The sequence below is a fragment of the Haladaptatus sp. DYF46 genome, assembly GCF_021083305.1.
Taxonomy (GTDB): domain Archaea; phylum Halobacteriota; class Halobacteria; order Halobacteriales; family Haladaptataceae; genus Haladaptatus.
The window spans coordinates 266,142-285,010 of sequence record NZ_JAJFAY010000001.1; the positions used below are offsets into that span (position 1 = coordinate 266,142).

The 18,869-nt window shown below is 59.3% G+C and carries 16 protein-coding genes; 5 read left to right on the plus strand and 11 right to left on the minus strand.

All coding sequences use genetic code 11. The features are described from left to right. Position 1: 1 nt before the first annotated feature. Genes fdhF through LJF34_RS01450 form a run of 3 tightly spaced genes read right to left on the minus strand, consistent with a single transcriptional unit; the run spans position 2 to position 4,691 of the window. Positions 2 to 2,296, minus strand: coding sequence for a formate dehydrogenase subunit alpha (gene fdhF, locus LJF34_RS01440; RefSeq protein ID WP_231182855.1), 2,295 nt, complete (start codon positions 2,294 to 2,296; stop codon positions 2 to 4). After that, positions 2,293 to 3,210, minus strand: a complete 918-nt coding sequence (locus LJF34_RS01445) for a 2Fe-2S iron-sulfur cluster-binding protein (protein WP_231185021.1) — start codon at positions 3,208 to 3,210, stop codon at positions 2,293 to 2,295. The genes fdhF and LJF34_RS01445 overlap by 4 nt, the downstream gene beginning before the upstream one ends. Continuing rightward, on the minus strand, positions 3,207 to 4,691 hold the full coding sequence (locus LJF34_RS01450; protein ID WP_231182856.1) for an NADH-ubiquinone oxidoreductase-F iron-sulfur binding region domain-containing protein: 1,485 nt from the start codon (positions 4,689 to 4,691) through the stop codon (positions 3,207 to 3,209). The genes LJF34_RS01445 and LJF34_RS01450 overlap by 4 nt, the downstream gene beginning before the upstream one ends. A gap of 280 nt (positions 4,692 to 4,971) precedes the next feature. Between LJF34_RS01450 and LJF34_RS01455 the strand changes: the two genes are divergently transcribed. Then, positions 4,972 to 6,255: an OFA family MFS transporter gene (locus tag LJF34_RS01455; RefSeq protein ID WP_231182857.1), complete on the plus strand. Its 1,284-nt coding sequence runs from the start codon at positions 4,972 to 4,974 to the stop codon at positions 6,253 to 6,255. Positions 6,256 to 7,157: 902 nt separating this feature from the next. Next, positions 7,158 to 8,114: a transcription initiation factor IIB gene (locus LJF34_RS01460; protein ID WP_231182858.1), complete on the plus strand. Its 957-nt coding sequence runs from the start codon at positions 7,158 to 7,160 to the stop codon at positions 8,112 to 8,114. Positions 8,115 to 8,179: 65 nt separating this feature from the next. Here the strand turns inward: LJF34_RS01460 and LJF34_RS01465 are convergent, their stop codons facing one another. Then, positions 8,180 to 8,608, minus strand: coding sequence for a hypothetical protein (locus tag LJF34_RS01465; protein WP_231182859.1), 429 nt, complete (start codon positions 8,606 to 8,608; stop codon positions 8,180 to 8,182). Positions 8,609 to 9,148: 540 nt separating this feature from the next. Between LJF34_RS01465 and LJF34_RS01470 the strand changes: the two genes are divergently transcribed. Beyond that, on the plus strand, positions 9,149 to 9,463 hold the full coding sequence (locus tag LJF34_RS01470; RefSeq protein WP_231182860.1) for a HalOD1 output domain-containing protein: 315 nt from the start codon (positions 9,149 to 9,151) through the stop codon (positions 9,461 to 9,463). A gap of 1,204 nt (positions 9,464 to 10,667) precedes the next feature. Here LJF34_RS01470 and LJF34_RS01475 read toward each other — a convergent pair. Together LJF34_RS01475 and LJF34_RS01480 are read right to left on the minus strand one after the other, a co-directional pair. After that, entirely contained in the window at positions 10,668 to 11,507 is an 840-nt protein-coding gene (locus tag LJF34_RS01475) for a helix-turn-helix domain-containing protein (RefSeq protein ID WP_231182861.1), read from the minus strand. Positions 11,508 to 11,990: 483 nt separating this feature from the next. Next, positions 11,991 to 12,305: a hypothetical protein gene (locus LJF34_RS01480; RefSeq protein WP_231182862.1), complete on the minus strand. Its 315-nt coding sequence runs from the start codon at positions 12,303 to 12,305 to the stop codon at positions 11,991 to 11,993. 158 nt (positions 12,306 to 12,463) lie between these two features. On the opposite strand from LJF34_RS01480, the gene LJF34_RS01485 reads away from it, so the two are divergent. Both LJF34_RS01485 and LJF34_RS01490 read left to right on the plus strand, forming a co-directional pair. Continuing rightward, complete coding sequence (locus LJF34_RS01485; RefSeq protein ID WP_231182863.1) at positions 12,464 to 12,955, plus strand: Lrp/AsnC family transcriptional regulator; 492 nt, start codon at positions 12,464 to 12,466, stop codon at positions 12,953 to 12,955. Between the two features lie 118 nt (positions 12,956 to 13,073). After that, a complete protein-coding gene (locus tag LJF34_RS01490) occupies positions 13,074 to 13,265 on the plus strand; it encodes a hypothetical protein (RefSeq protein ID WP_231182864.1) in 192 nt (63 codons plus the stop codon). 83 nt (positions 13,266 to 13,348) lie between these two features. Here LJF34_RS01490 and LJF34_RS01495 read toward each other — a convergent pair whose 3' ends face one another. The 5 genes from LJF34_RS01495 to LJF34_RS01515 all read right to left on the minus strand — a co-directional run bounded on the left by LJF34_RS01495 (position 13,349) and on the right by LJF34_RS01515 (position 18,869). Then, positions 13,349 to 13,615, minus strand: coding sequence for an acc operon protein (locus tag LJF34_RS01495; RefSeq protein ID WP_231182865.1), 267 nt, complete (start codon positions 13,613 to 13,615; stop codon positions 13,349 to 13,351). Continuing rightward, positions 13,596 to 15,146, minus strand: a complete 1,551-nt coding sequence (locus tag LJF34_RS01500; RefSeq protein WP_231182866.1) for an acyl-CoA carboxylase subunit beta — start codon at positions 15,144 to 15,146, stop codon at positions 13,596 to 13,598. The genes LJF34_RS01495 and LJF34_RS01500 overlap by 20 nt, the downstream gene beginning before the upstream one ends. A gap of 91 nt (positions 15,147 to 15,237) precedes the next feature. After that, a complete protein-coding gene (locus tag LJF34_RS01505; protein ID WP_231182867.1) occupies positions 15,238 to 16,560 on the minus strand; it encodes a sodium-dependent transporter in 1,323 nt (440 codons plus the stop codon). Between the two features lie 148 nt (positions 16,561 to 16,708). After that, positions 16,709 to 18,046: a sodium-dependent transporter gene (locus tag LJF34_RS01510; RefSeq protein WP_231185022.1), complete on the minus strand. Its 1,338-nt coding sequence runs from the start codon at positions 18,044 to 18,046 to the stop codon at positions 16,709 to 16,711. A gap of 115 nt (positions 18,047 to 18,161) precedes the next feature. Then, on the minus strand, positions 18,162 to 18,869 hold the full coding sequence (locus LJF34_RS01515) for an SDR family oxidoreductase (RefSeq protein WP_231182868.1): 708 nt from the start codon (positions 18,867 to 18,869) through the stop codon (positions 18,162 to 18,164).

The following is an 18,869-nucleotide window of genomic DNA, read 5'->3' on the forward strand; positions in this document are numbered from 1 at the left end:
CTCAGTCGTCCCCCGAGATCGGTTCCGTCTGGTCGTATTCGATGTCCTCGGAGTCGCCTTCGAACGGCGTAACGCGGACGGCCGACATCTTGAACTCCGGCGTCGCCGCATCCGGGTCGAGACTCTCGTGGTTCGTGAGTCTGTTCACGCACGTCTCCGCGAAGTGAATCGGCGCGAAAACCGTCCCCGACCCGATGCGGGCCGTCACCTGTGCGGGCACCGTTATTTCGCCGCGCCGGGACTCGATCGTCACGAGGTCGCCGTCTTCGATTCCGTGGTTCGCCGCGTCCTCCGGGTTGATCTCCACGAAGTCGCTGTCGTTGTAGTGTTGGATGCCCTCTTCCGGATGTGTCATCGTCCCCGTGTGGTACTGGTAGAGGACCCGACCGGTCGTGAGCGAGAACGGATACTCCTCGTCCGGGAGTTCGCCGGGTTCGCCGTAGCCGACGCCGACGAGGTTCGCCTTCCCGTCCGCCGTGTTGAACTCGTCCTCGTACAGGCGCTCCGTTCCGGGGTGGTCGAAGTCGTAACAGGGCCACTGGACGCCGCCCTCTTCCTCGACGCGCTCCTGCGTAATGCCGCCGTAGATCGGGGTCAACCGGCGCATCTCCTCCATGATTTCCGCGGTGTCCTCGTACGCCCACTCGCGTCCCATCCGGTTCGCTATCTCCTGAAGGATGACCCAATCGGGTTTCGAATCGCCCTTCCGGTCGATGACCTGCTTTACCATCTGGACGCGGCGATCCGTGTTGGTGAACGTCCCCGTCTTCTCGAGGAAGGAACACGCGGGCAGGACCACGTCCGCGAACCGCGCCGTGTCGTTCAAAAAGAGGTCCTGTACGACGAGGAACTCCATCCCTTCTAACACCTCGGAGGCGTGATTCGCGCCCGGTTCCGAGAGCGAGGGGTTCTCGCCGATGCAGTACATGCCTCGAATATCCCCGCGGTCCGCCGCGAGGAACATCTCAGTCGTGTAGTATCCCGGTTCGGGAGCGATTTCACAGTCCCACGCCTCCTCGAATTTCCGCCGGTTCTCGTCGTCCGTGACGGACTGGTAGCCGGGGAAGTTGTCCGGAAGCGGTCCCATGTCACCGCCGCCGCCCTGGACGTTGTTTTGCCCGCGGAAGGGGGAGACGCCCGTTCCGGGCTTTCCGAGATTTCCGGTGATGGCGGCGAGGTTCGCCATCGAGAGGATGTTCTCCGTCCCGTGGGAGTGTTCGGTCAGACCCAGCGTCCATCCGAACACGACGCGGTCGGCCGCAGCGATCGTCTCAGCGGCCGACCGGATGTCCGCCGGTGGTACGCCCGTAACTTCCTCGACGTACTCCGGCGTGAACGCTTGGACCGACTCTTTCACGTCCTCGAACCCGGTCGTCCGCTCCGCGACGAACTCCTCGTCGTGGAGGTCGTTTTCGATGATGTAGCGGACCAGTCCGTTGATCCAGACTTGGTCGAATCCCGGCCGGACCTGCGTATACTGGGTGGCGTACTCCGCGATTTGGACCTTCCGCGGATCGAAGACGATGAGGTCGTTCCCGGCTTTCACGCGCTGTTTGATGCGCGTCGCGAGGACCGGGTGAGCCTCCGTCGTGTTCGACCCGGTGAGGAAGATGCAGTCCGCCTGCTCGAAGTCCTTCGTCGACACGGACGCCGCCCCGTACCCGTACGCGCGAGCGAGACCGGCGACGGTCGAGGAGTGACAGAGTCGGTTACAGTTGTCGACGGTGTTCGTCCCGAGGACCTGCCGGGCGAACTTGCCCATCAGGTAGTTCTCCTCGTTCGTCGCCTTCGAGGACGCGATGACGCTCATCGCCTGCCCGCCGTGCTCGTCGATGATGTCCCGAAAGCCCTCCACCACTCGGTCGTAGGCCTCTTCCCAGGAGGCGCGCCGGAACTCGTCGTTTTCGTTGCGGACGAGCGGCGACGTCAGTCGTCCCTCGCTGTCCACGAAGTCGTAACTGAACTTCCCCTTCACGCACGTCGAAATACCGTTCACGGGCGCTTTTTCCGGGTCGGTCGGCCGGGTAGCGAGGACTTCGTCACCGTCCGTGTACACGTCGAACCGACATCCGACGGCGCAGTAGCCACAGGTGGTGTCCTCGACGGTCAGGTCGGACAGCCGTTTCTCGCCGATTTGCGAGGCGATGTCGAACAGTTTCCCCTCCGGCAGCGTCCCCGCCGCCGCCCCTTCGGCGACGTGCTCGACGTTCTCCAGTGCTTGCTTTCGGGCGGTCTGCATATAGCCTGCCACGCCCTCTTTCTCTTCGTTCTCGGTGGCGTTCTCCGTGTTCGTCATGGCCAATCCCTCCCCTCGGTGTCGTCGTCGATTTCACGGCGCTGTTCCGTCACCTCGTCGGCTTTCATCGGCGTCATCGGTCCCTTCTGCACGTTCGCCGACTCGATTACCTCGCCGACGCTGTTCTTCTGGGTGAAGCCGGGGAACGGGATGGTCGTCGCGTCCTCGATGCCCTTTTCGACGAGACTGCCCGTCGGACAGACCGAGACGCAGTGTCCACAGGAGACGCACGTCGACTTCTCCATCGTCTCGGCCCCGTTCTGGAAGCCGATACGTGTATCTCCACCGTGTCCCTCCATTCGGAGGACGCCCTCGACCTGCACGTCGTTGCAGGCCTCCACGCAGCGGTTACAGAGGATGCACTTGTTGCGGTCGATCTGAATGAAGTCGTGGGAATCGTCGATCGGCTCGTATTCGTCGCGGTCGTCGAGCACACCGTACCTCGGTTCGACGACGTCGTTCTCGATGGAGACGTCCTGCAGATCACAGCGACCGTTCTTCCCGCAGGTCGTGCAGCGGAGGTTGTGGTCCGAGAGCACGAGGTCGAGGTTGACGTCGCGCGCCTCCGACGCCGATGCCGCGTCGGTCGAAATCGACAGGCCGTCCTCGGCGGGCGTGCTACACGCCGGAACGATTCCGTCCTCCGCCTCGACCATGCACGTCCGGCACTCGCTTCGCGGCCCGATGTCCTGTCTGTCGTAGTGACAGAGCGCGGGCACGTATTCGGCGGTTTCGACGGCCTCGATAGCGTCGAGGAGCGTCGAACCGGTCTCGACCGTCACGTCCTCCCCGTCGACCGTTACGGTCGCCGTCTCCGCGCTCGTCACGTCGGGGTCCGTCGCCGTTCCCGGCGCGATGGTTTCCGTCAATGGCGGTACGTCGGATTCCGAATGCGGTGATTCCTGTGAACTCATGGTTTCGCCCTCTTCGGTTTCGTTTCCGTCTCCGTGGTCGTGGAACATTGGCCCGCCGGACACTCCCCGTTCGCGTGTGCCTCGAAGACATCGCCGAATTCGGAGAGTCCCGTTCGAACCGGCCGCGGCGCGTGCTGGCCGAACGTGCAGATACTCGTCGATTCCATCACGCGTAGCAGTTCCTCGATTTTCGCATGGTCGAGATCCCCGTCGTAGATGTCTCGGAGGAGTTCGCTCAGTTGCGTCGAGCCCTCACGACACGGAACACAGCGCCCGCAGTTCGCGTCCGCGGCGAACTGGGTCCGCTTGCCGACGAACGCCACCGGACAGCGGTCGGGGCCAACGACTTCGAGTACGCCGTCCGTGCCGAGATCCCGCTCGGCGAGCGCATCCGGATCGGGTGTGACGTCGAGATCGCGCGTGAGGCCGCCGAACCGCCCGCCGACGAGGACACCCGTGTACTCCGTGACACCCGCGGCCGTCACCGCATCTCCGATCGAACTCGTCTCCGGAACTTCGAACGTCATCTCGTCCGCGTCACCGGCGACCGTTATCACGCGCGTCGCCGACTCGTCGCCGCGAACCGCCGCGGCGACGTGCGCAAACGTCCGGGCCGTGTGGACCACGGTGGGTTCGCCGAAGACGCCCTCGACATCCGGGCCGGGCGGTCGGAGGCGTGCTTCGAGACGGTGATTGCCCTCCACGGCCTCGATGGCCATCGTCGGTTCCGCCGAGCGGTAGGCCGTCGGCCCCGGGACGACGGCGATATCGGTCGGGAAATCCGGATACGCGGAAACCGCCGTTTCGAGCGTTTGGCGAGCCGTTTCGTCGTCTTCGCTGACGTACACGAAGACCCGTGCGGCGTCGACCACGCGTGCGACGTGGGCGGCACCCTCCAGTACGGAGAAGGGATCGCTCTCGGCCAGAAGGACGTCTCCGGGGTTCCCGTGTGCGTTCAGGACGATCGCCGGATCACCGTCGCGGTCGCGGACTCCCTCCCAGAGCGGGCCCACGGGCTCGTCCGCGCTCCAGTCGCCCCATCCTCGTCCGAGAGTATCCCCCGCGGCATCGAGCACCGATTCCGGCGACGCATCCGAAAACCCGACGGTCTCGGCGTAGGACTCCGGGACGGTCGGGTCCACCCATCCGCAGCGGGCGAGCACCGACCGGTCGTCCCGGAATCCGTCGAGATCGGGCACCGGAAAGCGAGTCGAGTCCGCGTGTGTCACCGACGCGTCCCCATCCGAAAGCGAGTTGCTCGCGTCACCGAGCGCCACCGCGATGGTTCGGGCATCCCGTGTGGTGGCGTTCGTGTAGAATACCGCTCTCCCCTCGTTCATCACGATGAGAAGCGGCTCTATCGCCGGGGAACCCGTCGACCCGACTTCGACGACGGGTACGTCCGTCTGGTCCCTCGCGGTCGCGGCGATTTGCTCCGCACCGTGACCGGCGACCCGTACGACCGGTCGTTCTGTGTGCATAGTTTTGGACATTGAGTAACGTATATGGTCGTTTAATGTAGACGAACGATAAATAACTATTCCCGAAATCGACCCCGAAACGATGCTCTCCAACGGATGTCTACCCGTCGGACCCACACCGATTCGACCCTCTACCACCGTCCGGCGATGCGGTCGAATCGATTGTGGTTCCGGCAAGTCCGGCAGGTGGATTCGATAAGGTCCTCCATCAGTATCCGAACATGATTTATGAGAACAACGAAAACATTTATTATTGTATAATAAATTATTAACTAGTCGAATGTCAACAAGGAACTCGGATAAAAATCGATGGCTCATCGCCGCCTCGGCCGTCGCGATTCACCTGTCGATCGGTAGCATCTACGCGTACAGTATCTACCAAATACCGCTGAACGAGACGGAGGGATGGAGTACGTCGAGCGTAACCCTCGCGTTCTCCATCGCCGTCTTCGTCCTCGGGGTCACGGCCGCCTTCCTCGGAAAGTACGTCGAGGAATACGGTCCGCGAAAAGCCGGCTTGGCGGCGGCCGTCCTATACGGCCTCGGGATGATCGGATCGGGACTCAGCGTGCAACTCGGAAGTCTTCCGCTGTTTCTCGCCACGTTCGGCGTCATCGGCGGAATGGGAATCGGGCTGGGATACATCTCCCCGATCGGAACGCTGGTCGAGTGGTTCCCCGATCGACGCGGAATGGCGACGGGACTCGCCGTTATGGGCTTCGGCGCTGGCGCGCTCCTCACCGGTCCGCTCGGAAACTTCCTGATCCAGAATTACGGGGTCTCGACTGCGTTTTTCGCCCTCGGCGTCCTTTACTTCGTCCTCATGTCGTTGGGCGCGAGCTACCTCGCGAAGCCCGAGAAGGGATGGCTCCCCGACGGAATGCACGACATGGAGGACGCACAGGAGAAGGCAAAGGGTGCGCTACGGGGACTCGATGTCCACACCGCCGCCGAAGCGCGCACGTCACCACGGTTCTACATGGTCTGGCTCATCATATTCATCAACGTCTCCGCGGGCATCATGCTGCTCGCGTTCGCATCGCCGATGCTCCAGCAAATCGGCGGTGCCACCGCCACGACGGCCGCGTTCATCACCGGCTACATCGGTATCTTCAACGGCGGTGGCCGCATCGCCTGGGCCACCCTGTCGGACTACATCGGCCGGACGACCACGTACGCGGCGTTCATGGTCATCCAGATCGCCGCATTCTTCGTGATGCCGCAGGTGTCGGGCGTCTGGATTTTGACGGCGCTCATGTTCCTCGTCATCACCTGCTACGGCGGCGGGTTCGCCTGTCTCCCGGCGTACCTCAGCGACCTCTTCGGCACGAAGGAAGTCAGCGCCATTCACGGCTACGCCCTCACGGCGTGGGGCTTCGCCGGCGTCGCCGGTCCGCAACTCGCCTCGTTCGTTCTCGAATCGACGGGGAGTTACACGAACGCGCTATACGTCATGAACGTCGCCCTCGTCATCGGACTCCTCACGGTCGGGGTTCTCCGCTGGCGAATCGGCAAACTTCAGGACGACCGGACGAAGAAAGCGACCCCCGTGACCACCGACTGATTCCGATACCGTTCTTCATCGAGGCCCCATTCGGCGTATTTCTCACTCGGTAGTCGATGAGATGCCGGCTTGCGTTTTGACCGCTAACAAAACGCCCGTCAGAGAACGACGTTTCACCGTCGGGAATCACGGTCAAACAGCTAGCCGATTTTTCCCGCCTCCTATAAGCGGCAGTGGACTATCCCAAAAGCATCCATTCAACGGCCTCTGTTGGATCCCTATTCGTTAGACACGTTTCTAAGTGACCACTGACAAACGCAGCGTGCGAATTTACCAACCATATTCCCAGAGGAGTCGTTATTCACTCGAGAAATCCTTAGCGTTAACTACCGGTGAAGCATGCTCATCCCATGACGATTACTACTGAGTTTCTCCTCAGTTCACCGTCTCTCCCACTCGTGAGTATCACTGAGACACTCCAGCCAGACCAGTTTGAGTGCGTTCACGGGCTGTGTTTCGAACAGGACGCCCGGATGTTCATCGTCAAAATTGATTCCGAAGCCGACCTAGAAGCTCTGGACGAAATTTCGGAGGTGACAACGATTGGCCACCTGTTGCATCGCCAGACTCACCGAGTACGCACGTGCTGACTACCGTCGCAGACGCGAAGGGATGTAGGACGGATGAACTAAGCTCATTGTACGATGTGATCAACCCGGAAGCCCTCCATGAGCTTTTTGCGACACGGGCTGATGGCACGACGCGAACATATGGCTCTATCTCGTTTCAATACGCCGGGTACTGGGTAAAAGTGTCTGGTGAGGGAGAGGTGAGCCTTGAGATCGATGACTCATAGGAAACCACGGATCGATACTCGGGAGCAACGCTGCTCTCGTGGGTATCACTGAGAAATCGGACAGAGGGCTTAACCACTTTGAGATCTTATATATCGTGGCTAACCAATGATGCGCCCTTCCCGTCGGAGAGAACGCGATGAGACCGAGCACAATGCAGATGAACATGAGGGCGTCCAGGGTTGTCCCGAGTGCGATTCAGAAACGCTGCTTACGAGCGCAGACGGAAGTGAAACCGTCTGTGAGACCTGTGGGTTAATCGTTGAGGAAGAGGCTGTTGACCCTGGACCAGAGTGGCGGGCCTTCAATCACCAGGAGCGCCAACAGAAGTCCCGAGTTGGTGCACCGATAACCGAGGCAATGCACGATAAGGGCCTCACAACGAACATCGATTGGAAAGATATGGACGCCGCCGGTAACGTGTTGTCCGCTGACAAACGCAGCCAGATGCACCGGCTCCGCAAATGGCAAGGACGTATCCGAACGAAAGATGCCAGCGAACGCAACCTCAAATTTGCGCTCTCCGAGATCGACCGGATGGCGAGCGCACTCGGTATTCCGCGATCGGTTCGCGAAGTCGCCTGTGTTCTGTACCGTCGCGCACTCGACGAAGATCTGATTCGTGGTCGCTCGATCGAAGGGATCGCGACCTGTTGCTTGTATGCGGCGTGTCGAAGCGAAAACATTCCTCGGAGTCTCGAGGAGATTGCAGATGTGTCGCGTGTGGAACGGAGAGAAATTAGCCGCTCATACACGTATCTCGGACGGGAACTCGGGCTCGAAATACGACCGGTCGACCCGAAACAGTATATCCCTCGATTCTGTTCGGACCTCGGGAGTAGCGACGCTGTCGAAGCGAAAACAAACGAAATTCTCGACACTGTCTCATCAAAGGGGCTGCTATCGGGAAAATCGCCCACTAGTTGTGCCGCTGCAGCGATTTATGCTGCGTCACTCCTGTGTGGTGAGAAAGAAACACAGCGTGCGGTCGCTGCGGCGACACAGGTCACCGAAGTTACCATCCGTAATCACTATCAAGAACAGCTCGATGCGCTCGGTCTCTAGTAACACAAATCATTTTCGTCGGAGTATTCTATAGACAACGGATCACGGTCACGACGAAGGTCCACTCAGTGATACCGTTGTTCGACCTCGAGAGTTTCGTGTACAGCGTCGTCAAAGCGATTCCGTAACTCGTCGCTGAAGTTCTGAATGTTTGTCTCCTCTTGGACCACCTCCAGTGAGTCCCAATCTCCTAGCTCGGTTGCAGCGTACAGTTGTGTGAATTTCTCTCCGTTATTCCCGTAGGCAATTGCGACCACATACGGTTTTTCCTCCTCGGTGCCTTCGACCGAGTGCCTTTCGCGCCATTCCGCGATTTCGGTCACGCTTACTCGATCAAAGGTCGTCAATTCTGCACTGAATTCACGAGCACCGAGACGGTGTATCAACTGATCTCGATCCCATTCCCGCGTCTCACCGGTCTCGGTATTCGTTCCTGTGACGGTCTCTGCTGTGATTGACTCGATGCTCCAGTTTGTTAGGAGTGGCCCAGCCATTTCCGCGGTCGTCCGTGTACTGACGTCACCCTCTTGAATACGATCTCCTTCTTGGACACGAATGTACCGTGGGTTCGATGCTGGAAGATCAATAAAAATCTCACCTGGCTCCGTGTTAACCAGCGCATCGACCCCATCGATCGTCCGCCGTTCCACCGTTTGCTTCTCATTTTTTCTAGTCATGGTGTCGGTTTGGGTATTTGAACTCCGCGAGCAGCAGTACGTATGCTCCCGTTCGCGAGGTCAACTGATAGTCGAGAAAAGTCATAATTACAGCAATTAAAGCTTTGCTTCGCTACTGATTTCGGCCAACAGTCCCCCTCGTTTGGTATACTCTGGCTAGACGGTTCACTCTGTCGTCTATTACTATCCCGAAGCTTGGGACCCCCACGTCTTCAGGGGCGAAAGGATGTCAAACCACATAGCAACCGATACGGAAAAAGAAACATTTCACCTTCCTTCCAAAGCCGACATCTCGTTTATTATCCATACAGAGCGTCTATATACGACGTTCTCGAATCGCTCTGACGAGACACACTCATGACTTCACCAGAGGACTCCCCTGCTACCCACACCAGAGCACCGAGCACATCGGGAATGCAACCACTGGACGACACCGAGTCGGTAACAGCGACAATCATCAACCAGATCCAAGCACGCGAGAACGTCTCGTCCAACGATCTTGTGCCGTTGTATGAGGTCATCGATCCCGACGCACTCAACACACTGTTTGGCCCAACACGAGCGGGCTCACACCGACAGACAACTGGCGCGGTCACGTTTCACTATCTGGGCTATCAGGTGACAGTTAGTAGCGAAAACGACGTCGAACTCGAACTCCTGCAGGACGACTGAGGGATGGCGAACAGATAGATACTCATGAAAATACGACTCCGAGCAATATAATTGCGGATCTCACACCGCCAATCGAAGTCAGTTCGATGAATCAGTAGTGAGAGATACAAATTTCTGCGTCTACTAGATTGATACTTGATTAGTAACTCACATAATCACAGTAGGATTATACAGGACTAGCGCAAAGGACGAAGTGGTACGGAGTCCGAATGGATCCCAACCAATCGCCACTTCGTACCGGGCTGCCACACCTGTGGCAGTTTCTCGAGTGACGTAATCAGGTGGCTTACCAGCAGGCTCCGTACTAAACGTCTCAGAGAGGACCGTGAGCAGCGGCTCGATCTCATCAAAGTCTGGCCCTTTGGGTACCTCCCCAGTTTCCCGATTCCACGCGATGAATCCATGATCTTCTAATCGACGGATGGACGTGGTGCATCGCGATCGATTATCGTAGAACCTGTTTATATGTCACTCGAATTCTCACACAGACATTCTTTACGTCCACCCCGACTTTGCACCGCGCCAGCAACCGAGCGCGCCGAATACGTCCAGCATCTCCTCGAAATACAAGGGGTGATCGATGTCCGTGAGATGCATGTGCATCGGACTTCGATTCGATCTCGAAGGGGCTTTGTGGGACTCCATACGATACTTTGGCTCTGCAACAGGAAGTCCTCAGTGCAGATTGACTTCTTCACGAGTACCCCGCTGCACGCTACGTAGTAGGATTGACTACCCTGCAGTCTACGTGTTTGGCTCGGAGACGAGAATGGTTTGATCGGGTTGAACCACTTGGTAGTCGGCGACTGGAACTCAACCCATTGTCTGCCCTGTTCATAGAGTGCTTCGAGTGTATCAGGTTCGATCACCTCGTACAGTGGGGTGTCCGGTGCGTCTCCATCCATCCGTCCGATTGCACTGACAACAGTCGTCGCAACCGATTCTGACTGTCTTGGTGATGTGCGTATCAATGGGGATGACTGCGAATCCGACGGCTCATTCATTGCTTCTGGGGGGTGGCTGTCCACTAATCATTCGGGCGGTATCCGGCATGGATTGCCGATATGGCCGCTCTCCCATCCATTTATCCGAAATTTTTGCAGAGAAATTTATTATGAGCGATATCATTCAAAAGGACTGCAACTGCTTCGAGCGTACCTCCACATGCAAAACGGCAGTCGCTTTTAGATCATCGAGTTGAGAATTATTCGTCCTCTGGCACATCTGGATCCTGCCTCCGCGGCAAACCAGTGGCCATCAGTCGCCGAGCGATCACCACAATCCCGTTGTCAAAGCCCCGTCCAAATACGGCCTTCTCGGTCTCAATCTCACCAGTGTTCGTCTCGTGGACTGAACTCACGAGAATCGTGTTTTTATCGATCAACAACAACCGACTAATCGTCGTCTCGTCATCCGCCTCCAGTGGCGAACTGTTCAACCAGTCCAACCCGGAGACGAACACTTCCGCGTCGGGCAATGCCTCTGCAACCTGCTCTCGAACGTCCCCAGTTTGCGTGCCAATCAGCACATCAAGTCCCGTGCCCAGGGCTTCTTGGAGCTGTTCGAGTAGTTCCTCGGTCACAACTTCGTTCCGCCCGATTATGAGCACGATTTCTCGTCCAGCGGCGTCAATAAGTTGCTGGGTGCGATTCGTGATCGCGGTCGTTCCCGAGAGTGCCCATACTTCGTGGGTAATCTCTTCATCACCGCCGTCCGGTTCTTCAGGGTCGATCGCAGTGAGAGCCTCGACGAGCGTATCGGTCCGTGATTCGTACTCCTGGCGTAACGTCTCCGCGGCCTCCTCGATTGGCACGGCACGAAACTGCTGGGGATTCGAGTGTTGGATCTCGACCAATCCTTTCGTCTCTAACACGCGAATTGCATCATACACACGTGTTCGGGGTACTTCAGAGACCTCGCTAATCTCTTTGGCCGTCCCTTTCGGCAGGCGTGCTAAGGCCACAAAGCAGCGTGCTTCGTATTCTTTTAATCCAAGTTGTTGGAGCAGTTCGATCGATTGCTGTTGATTAGATATCTCGTTCATGGGTCCCAACCATTTCTCCCGGGAATTCCGGGTTAGTCATAGCGTTCTGGCGTCGCTCACAAGACAGTCCATGTCGAAGCCACCGCGCTTGCCCGACGAGACTGTCTGCCATACAAAGTAAATGGGTGTCGAGACGTATCAAAGGCACTCATTCCTAAACCGCCATATTGCTCATTCACCAACAATTGGGGGATTCACTCGGATAATCACACCAACTAGATCACAAATTCGCAATGTATGGTACCTTGAATTGCGCATTCCACAGCTAGACGAACGTCCTCAAATGAGTGCGATCGACGAAACGAGCCGGTAGCGGTATAAATATCCCTGTCAACTAGACCGATGAATAGTCAGTAACTCGAATACTCACAGTAGGATCATACAGGACCAATTCGAGGCTCGAAGTGGCACGGAGTCCGACCGGGTCCCGACCACTCGCCACCCCGTGCCCAGACTGCCACAGACGTGGCAGTTTTGAATGAATTAGTCCGGCGGTTCACTGATGGACTGTGTACCGTATTTCTCTGTGAGATCTGTAAGTAGGGGTCCGATCTCGTCGAATTGTGGCCCTTTTGTCACTGTATCTGTCTTCCGATCCCACGTGATAAGGCCGTGATCTTCTAATCGCGGCAGATGCACATGATGCAGTGCAGTTGCCTGCTCGCGGTCGCCGCCGTTTGTCGCCACAGCACGTGGAGAAACGGTGGCAGTGTCGGGCGCGGAGTCCTCTTTGAGTGCGTGGAGAAGCTGACGTCTCTCACTACTTGCAAGCACCGCGAATTTGTCGTTGAGGAGCATGGTTTCGCCTTAAGAACGCTTTGCATTTGCTTATACACCATTGCTTTTGCACATTACTCGTCGTTTGAGGAACTGAGTGAATCAATAACTCCAGACGCTGTTTGGGTGGCGCTCGGGTCCTCACAATATTCTTGATTCCGAGCCATGTACTCTGGAGCATGGGCCGAGAACTCGACAACGTTGATCGTGGGATACTCCATCACCTCCAGCGAGATGCGCGCAATACGACGACCCAAGAAATCGCTGAAACAGTCGGTACGTCGGCGAGTACCGTCCGGAATCGGATCGAAGCGCTCGAAGAGGATGGCATCATCAAGGGTTATCATCCCGAAATCGACTACGAGGCAGCAAACCTCCCGCTTCGTGTCCTGTTCGTCTGTACTGCGCCAGCAACCGAGCGCACCGATTACATCGAGCATTTGCTTGAGATACAAGGTGTGGTGGATGTCCGTGAGATGCTGGTTGGGCGACGGAATATCTACGTCGAAGTGGTTGGAACGAGTACAGAAGATATTACGCGCATCACGGACACACTCCACGAGTCAGGGATGACGGTGGAGAGTTCGGAGATAATGCGCTCGCGGCATATCCAGCCATTCAATCATTTTCACTTTAGCGAAGCGGACGCCAAGGATCAGCGTGAGGAGTAATCTGAGCGCAGGTGTGACTACTCCACGTGAATGTGTTGAGAACCGCTCTTATTTTCACTCTTCTCCCTCTGAGAGGTGTCACAGACAAGTCTACACTGCTTGGAGCCTTACAGAGTCTATGAGTATTATCACCGAGTTCACCATCGATTCCAACGAGTTCGTGTTCGGTGCATCGATGGCGAAAATCCCAGATACGACGATCGAACTCGAACGGATCGTCCCGACGTCAGACGCTGTCATGCCGTTTTTCTGGGTCGAAAGCGATGACTTTCCTCGATTCGAGTCCCAAGTTCGTGACGATCTCCAGTGAGACAAGTGGATCCTGATCAGTTTACTCTTCGTGTACCAGTGGACCACGTTTACTGGCACCAGAAGTCATAGCCGAAAGTGAACTCAGTATCGCGTCGTCCGCCCCGCCGCGCTCCACGCGTTCGTCGGCGCGTTCGTCGGGACGCGAACGTCGCGGTTCTGCAACCCGGCCATCCGCCCGGCGAACGCCCAGCGTTCGCCCTCCCAGTCCGGTTCCTCGTCCCCCGCCGCGGCGGCCGCCTCCTGCTCGCGGAGGTGGACGTCGATGGCCGCGACGATGGCCGCGGCTTCCTCCTCGGTGGCATCCGGCGGTATCGTGAGGTCCAGGCCCTCAGAGCGGGATGTTGCCATGTTTCTTCTCGGGTTGGGAGGTGCGTTTGCTCATCAGCATTTCGAGGTCGTCGATGAGTCGCGGGCGGGTGTCCTGCGGTTCGATGACGTCGTCCACGAAACCGCGGTCGGCGGCGGTGTACGGGTTGGCGAACTGCTCGCGGTACTCGTCGATGAGTTCGTCGCGGCGCGCATCGGGGTCGTCGGCCTCGGCGAGTTCGGAACTGTAGAGGACGTTGACCGCGCCCTGCGGTCCCATCACCGCGATTTCGGAGGTCGGCCACGCGTAGTTCACGTCCGCACCGATGTGCTTCGAGGCCATCACGTCGTACGCCCCGCCGTAGGCCTTTCTGGTGATAACGGTCATGAGCGGTACCGTCGCCTCGGAGTAGGCGTACAGCAGTTTCGCCCCGTGGCGGATGATGCCGCCGTGTTCCTGGTCCGTGCCGGGCATGAAGCCGGGAACGTCCACGAACGTCACGATGGGGATGTTGAACGAGTCACAGAAGCGGACGAACCGCGAGCCTTTCTCCGAGGACTCGATGTCGAGCGTGCCGGCGTTGACGCGGGGTTGGTTCGCCACGATGCCGACCGAGCGGCCGTCGAGGCGGCCGAAGCCGACGACGATGTTCTTCGCGTAGCCTTCCTGAACCTCGAAGAACGAATCCTCGTCCATGACGCCTTCGATGACGCGCTCGATGTCGTAGGGTTTGCGCGGTTGGTCGGGCACGACGGATTTGAGTTCCTCGTCGCGGCGCTCGGGGTCGTCCCACGGTTCGAAGCGCGGCGGGTCCTCGACGTTGTTCTGCGGGAGATAGGAGAGGAGGCGACGGATGTCGTCCAGCGCTTCCTCCTCGCTGTCCTCGGCGAAGTGGGCGACGCCGCTCTTGTCGGTGTGGGTCGTCGCGCCGCCGAGTTCCTCGAACGTGACCTCCTCGCCCGTGACCGTCTCGATGACGTCCGGGCCGGTGATGAACATGTGGCTCGTGTCCTTCACCATGAAGATGAAATCCGTGATGGCGGGCGAGTAAACCGCACCGCCGGCACACGGCCCCATGATGGCCGAAATCTGCGGGATGACGCCGGACGCCTGCTGGTTGCGGTGGAAGATGTCCGCGTAGCCAGCCAGCGACTCGACGCCCTCCTGAATCCGCGCACCCGCCGAATCGTTGAGGCCGATGACCGGCGCGCCGACTTCCATCGCTTTGTCCATCACCTTGCAGACCTTCTGGGCGAACACCTCGCCGAGCGACCCGCCGAAGACAGTGAAGTCGTGGGCGAAGACGAACACCTTCCGGCCGTTGACCTCGCCGTAGCCCGTCACCACGCCGTCGCCGGGCACCTGCTTTTCCTCCATGCCGAAGTTGTGGCTCCGGTGGGTTCGGAGTTGGTCGAACTCGTTGAAGGTGTCGTCGTCGAGGAAGTAATCGATGCGCTCGCGCGCCGTCATCTTTCCGCGTTCGTGTTGTTTCTCGATGCGCTCCTCGCCGCCGCCCTGCTCCGCCTCGCGGCGCTTCTCGCGTAGTTCGTCGATGCGCTCGTCCATCGTCATCGCTGAACACCCGGACGCGTTGTCATTGCGGAATTGCAGTACCAGCGGGCGCAAAAGGTTTCCGTACTGTGTCGGAAAAACGTCCGCCAGCCTACAACATCGAGTAGATGTTCACCGCGAGGGTGACGAGGAGAAACAGGGGGAGAACCGTTCTGACGCTCCAGAGCCACGGTGTACCCAGCGACCGCGCGAGTCCGCCCGCACCGGAGTCGAACTCCGAGAGTGCGTCCGTGCCAAGAATCCACCCGGCGAAGACGAGGAACCCGGCGAGTCCGGCGGTGAGCATCAGATCGACCAGCGTCCCCGCGACGAAACCGAATACACCGGGGTTGAACGCACAGACCGCACCCGTGACGAGTACCAGCCCGGTGAGTCCGAGCGTCGCGTTCCGCCGCGACACGTCCTGTTCGTCCACGAGATACGCGACGGGAATTTCGAGCATGCTGATGGAACTCGACAGCGCGGCGAACAGAATCGCGCCGAAGAAACCGACGGCGACGACTTCGCCGTACGGCATCTCCCGAAACGCTCCGGCGACGCCCATGAAAATCGCACCGGATTCGCCACCCCTCGTGACGTCCGTGAGACCGCCCTGAAACGCGAACAGGAGCGGGAACACGACGAACCCGGCGAGGACGCCGACGCCCGTGTTCAGCACGGCGATGACGCTCCCGTCGAACGGGAGGCTGTTGTCCTCGCCGAGATAGGAAGCGTAGGTTATCATCGTCCCGACACCGAGCGAGAGGGTGAACAGCGCTTGTCCGGCGGCGGCCCGGAGCATTCCGACGGGGTTCTCCTCGATAGGTGCGAGGTTGAAATCGAGGTAGAACGACAACCCTTCGCCCGCACCGGGTTGCGTGACCGCCCATCCGGCCAATGCTGCGAGCAGGACGACGATGAGCGGCATCATCACCTTCGTCGCCTTCTCGATACCGCCGCGAACGCCGCCGAGGACGACGATGGCGGTCAGCACGAGAAACGCGACTTGAAACGCCGCCGCCTCCCCGCCGAAGCTGATGTCTCCGAAGTACGTCGCTGGCGCGGAAAAGTACGACCCGGTGAAGCTAGCGAGGAAGTACCGAACGATCCATCCGCCGACGACGCTGTAGAACGAGAGCAAGATTAGCGCCGTGACGACGCCGAACAGGCCGACGTAGCCCCACGATTTGGTTCCGGGTGCGAGGCGCGCCAACGCGCCCGCAGGGTTTCGATGCGACCGGCGTCCGATGACGAACTCCGCGAGGAGTCCGGGGACGCCGACGAGCAGGACGATACACAGATAAACGACGAGGAAGGCGCTCCCCCCGTACTCCGCCGTCATCCACGGAAAGCGCCAGACGTTGCCGAGGCCGACCGCGCTCCCCACCGCCGCGAGGATGAAACCGATTCGACTCGCCCACGATTCACGTGCCATTGCTATGCACTCGCTTGTCGAACGGTTATGAGACTTTCGAGATTGAAAACCGTCAAAAGACGACAATCATGGTTTTCGGGCAGCTAAACGCGCATTTGTAGTTCCGGATCGTGGGGAAATTTGGTCGATAGGTTACGATTCGTCGGCGCTAGAAGTAGGCCCCCGTGGAGAGCCCCGTGTAAAGCGCCTTGATACCCAAGTAGAGGGTAACGACGACGGCGATGGGAACGACGATACGTACCCACCACAGCCAAACCGTCTTGAACGACCGGCCGACCGAACTCCCCCGTCCGAGTTCATCCATCGCGTCCGTGTCGGCGAACCAGCCGATGAAGACGGCGAGGAGGAGCACCACGATGGGGAGGAGGAACTTGAACACGACGTCGTTGTAGAAGTTGAGCCACTCCGTGCCAAACGTCGCGGGGACGCCAACGAGGAAGATGAAGACGCCCGTCGCGACCGCGGTCGTCGAACGCCGGTAGCCGTAGTGCTCGGTGATGTAGGACACCGGGACTTCGAGGAGGCTGATGGAACTGGAGAGGGCTGCGAACAGCAGGACGACGAAGAAGACGAATCCGATGATTTGTCCCGCCGGAAGGTTACCGAACGCACCGGCGAGGGCAACGAACGCCGTTCCTGCACCGCCGCTGCCGGCGCCTTCCGCCCCGCCCGTGGCGAAGAGGATGGGGAAAACGACGAAGCCGGCGAGAAGCGCGACGAGGGTGTTGACGACGACGATGGCTCCCCCGTCGGCCGGGAGGCTGTCGTCGCGTCCGAGGTACGACGCGTAAGCGATCATGACGCTGAACCCGAGCGAGAGCGTGAAGAACGCCTGTCCCATCGCGGGCGGAACGATGGACCCGAAGTTGTTCGCGATGACGCCGAAGTCCGGCGAGAGGTAGTAGTTGTACCCCGCGGTGGCACCCTCGAGCGTCGTCGCCCAAGCGCCCAGTCCGACGAGGAGGACGAGAATGGCGGGAATCATGAACGTCGTGGCTCGCTCGATGCCACCCGTGACGCCGAGCGCGACGATACCGATGGTGATCGCCATGAAAACGGCGTGAGCGGCGACGGCGGTCGGTCCGGCGGACACCGCACCGAAATAGGTTCCGGGGTCGCCGAAGTAGCTTCCCGTTGCGCTACCGACGATGTAGCTGAGGACCCACCCGCCGACCACGCTGTAGAACGCGAGCGTCAAGAGCGAGGAGAACAGGCCGAGTCCCCCGACGAACGACCACTGCCCGTGGCCGATTTTCCGGAACGCTTCGACGGGGTTCTGTTCCCCCCGACGGCCGATGACGAACTCGATGAGCATCGTCGGGAAACCGATGAGCGCCACCGCCAGAAGATAGACCACGAGGAACGCCGCACCGCCGTTCGTCGCGGTCTGGAACGGGAACGACCAGATGTTTCCGAGACCGACGGCGCTCCCCACCGCCGCGAAGATAAATCCTATTCGTGACGTCCACGTCTCTCGTTGTGCCATGTGTGTGCTTGCCATTTTTAATTAAGAGTTATAAACAACCCGATGTATATTTCCTACATTGGAAGTGAAATAATAAATATACGTGGGAGAGAACAGCAGCCTTTCGACCAGCGGCCTACGCCTCGCCGTACACCGGAACTGCGGCCCCGCTGGTCGCGTCCGCGGCGTCGCTACAGAGGAAGCACATCACGTCGGCGATGTCCGCCGGGTTGACCCACTTGTCGTGGTCGGAATCCGGCATCATCTCGCGGTTCGCGGGCGTGTCGATGACGCTCGGCATCACGGCGTTCGCCCGGACGACGCCGGTGTTCTCCTCAGCGATGGTCTCGGTGAGGAGGCGGACGCCCGCTTTCGAAGCGCGGTACGGACCGTCGCCTTCGCCGCCTTCGAGCGAGGAGCGCGCGCTGACGCTCACGATTGCGCCCTCGCGTTCCTGCAAGTGGGGAAGCGCGTGTTTCGACGCGAGAAACATCGTCTTCAGGTTCACGTCGAACAGCAGGTCGAACGTTCCCACGTCCGTCCCTTCGATATGCGACCCGCCCTTCCACGTTCCGGCGATGTTGGCGAGCGCGTCGATGCCGCCGTGGTCGGAAACGACCTCCGACACGACCGATTCCACCTCGGACTCGTCGGTGAAGTCCGCCCGATAGAAATCGACCCGTTCGCCGTCAAGTCGAGCATCTTCATCGTTCGGTTCGACTACGTCTGTCGCACAGACGGTCGCCCCCGCGTCGTCGAAGGCGGCACAGACCGCGCTCCCGAGCGCCCCGCTCGCACCCGTGACGAGGACGACGTCGTCGCTGAAGTCGAAACTCGCGTCCAT

What these genes read in the sequence shown, in the direction of transcription:
- LJF34_RS01465 (WP_231182859.1), bottom strand. Translation starts at nt 8,608, where the DNA reads ATGGCTGGGCCACTCCTAACAAACTGGAGCATCGAGTCAATCACAGCA.
- LJF34_RS01500 (WP_231182866.1), bottom strand. Translation starts at nt 15,146, where the DNA reads ATGACGATGGACGAGCGCATCGACGAACTACGCGAGAAGCGCCGCGAG.
- LJF34_RS01485 (WP_231182863.1), top strand. Translation starts at nt 12,464, where the DNA reads ATGGGCCGAGAACTCGACAACGTTGATCGTGGGATACTCCATCACCTC.
- LJF34_RS01470 (WP_231182860.1), top strand. Translation starts at nt 9,149, where the DNA reads ATGACTTCACCAGAGGACTCCCCTGCTACCCACACCAGAGCACCGAGC.
- LJF34_RS01450 (WP_231182856.1), bottom strand. Translation starts at nt 4,691, where the DNA reads ATGCACACAGAACGACCGGTCGTACGGGTCGCCGGTCACGGTGCGGAG.
- LJF34_RS01515 (WP_231182868.1), bottom strand. Translation starts at nt 18,869, where the DNA reads ATGGACGCGAGTTTCGACTTCAGCGACGACGTCGTCCTCGTCACGGGT.
- LJF34_RS01460 (WP_231182858.1), top strand. Translation starts at nt 7,158, where the DNA reads ATGATGCGCCCTTCCCGTCGGAGAGAACGCGATGAGACCGAGCACAAT.
- LJF34_RS01475 (WP_231182861.1), bottom strand. Translation starts at nt 11,507, where the DNA reads ATGAACGAGATATCTAATCAACAGCAATCGATCGAACTGCTCCAACAA.
- LJF34_RS01495 (WP_231182865.1), bottom strand. Translation starts at nt 13,615, where the DNA reads ATGGCAACATCCCGCTCTGAGGGCCTGGACCTCACGATACCGCCGGAT.
- LJF34_RS01510 (WP_231185022.1), bottom strand. Translation starts at nt 18,046, where the DNA reads ATGGCACAACGAGAGACGTGGACGTCACGAATAGGATTTATCTTCGCG.
- LJF34_RS01480 (WP_231182862.1), bottom strand. Translation starts at nt 12,305, where the DNA reads ATGCTCCTCAACGACAAATTCGCGGTGCTTGCAAGTAGTGAGAGACGT.
- LJF34_RS01505 (WP_231182867.1), bottom strand. Translation starts at nt 16,560, where the DNA reads ATGGCACGTGAATCGTGGGCGAGTCGAATCGGTTTCATCCTCGCGGCG.
- LJF34_RS01490 (WP_231182864.1), top strand. Translation starts at nt 13,074, where the DNA reads ATGAGTATTATCACCGAGTTCACCATCGATTCCAACGAGTTCGTGTTC.
- fdhF (WP_231182855.1), bottom strand. Translation starts at nt 2,296, where the DNA reads ATGACGAACACGGAGAACGCCACCGAGAACGAAGAGAAAGAGGGCGTG.
- LJF34_RS01445 (WP_231185021.1), bottom strand. Translation starts at nt 3,210, where the DNA reads ATGAGTTCACAGGAATCACCGCATTCGGAATCCGACGTACCGCCATTG.
- LJF34_RS01455 (WP_231182857.1), top strand. Translation starts at nt 4,972, where the DNA reads ATGTCAACAAGGAACTCGGATAAAAATCGATGGCTCATCGCCGCCTCG.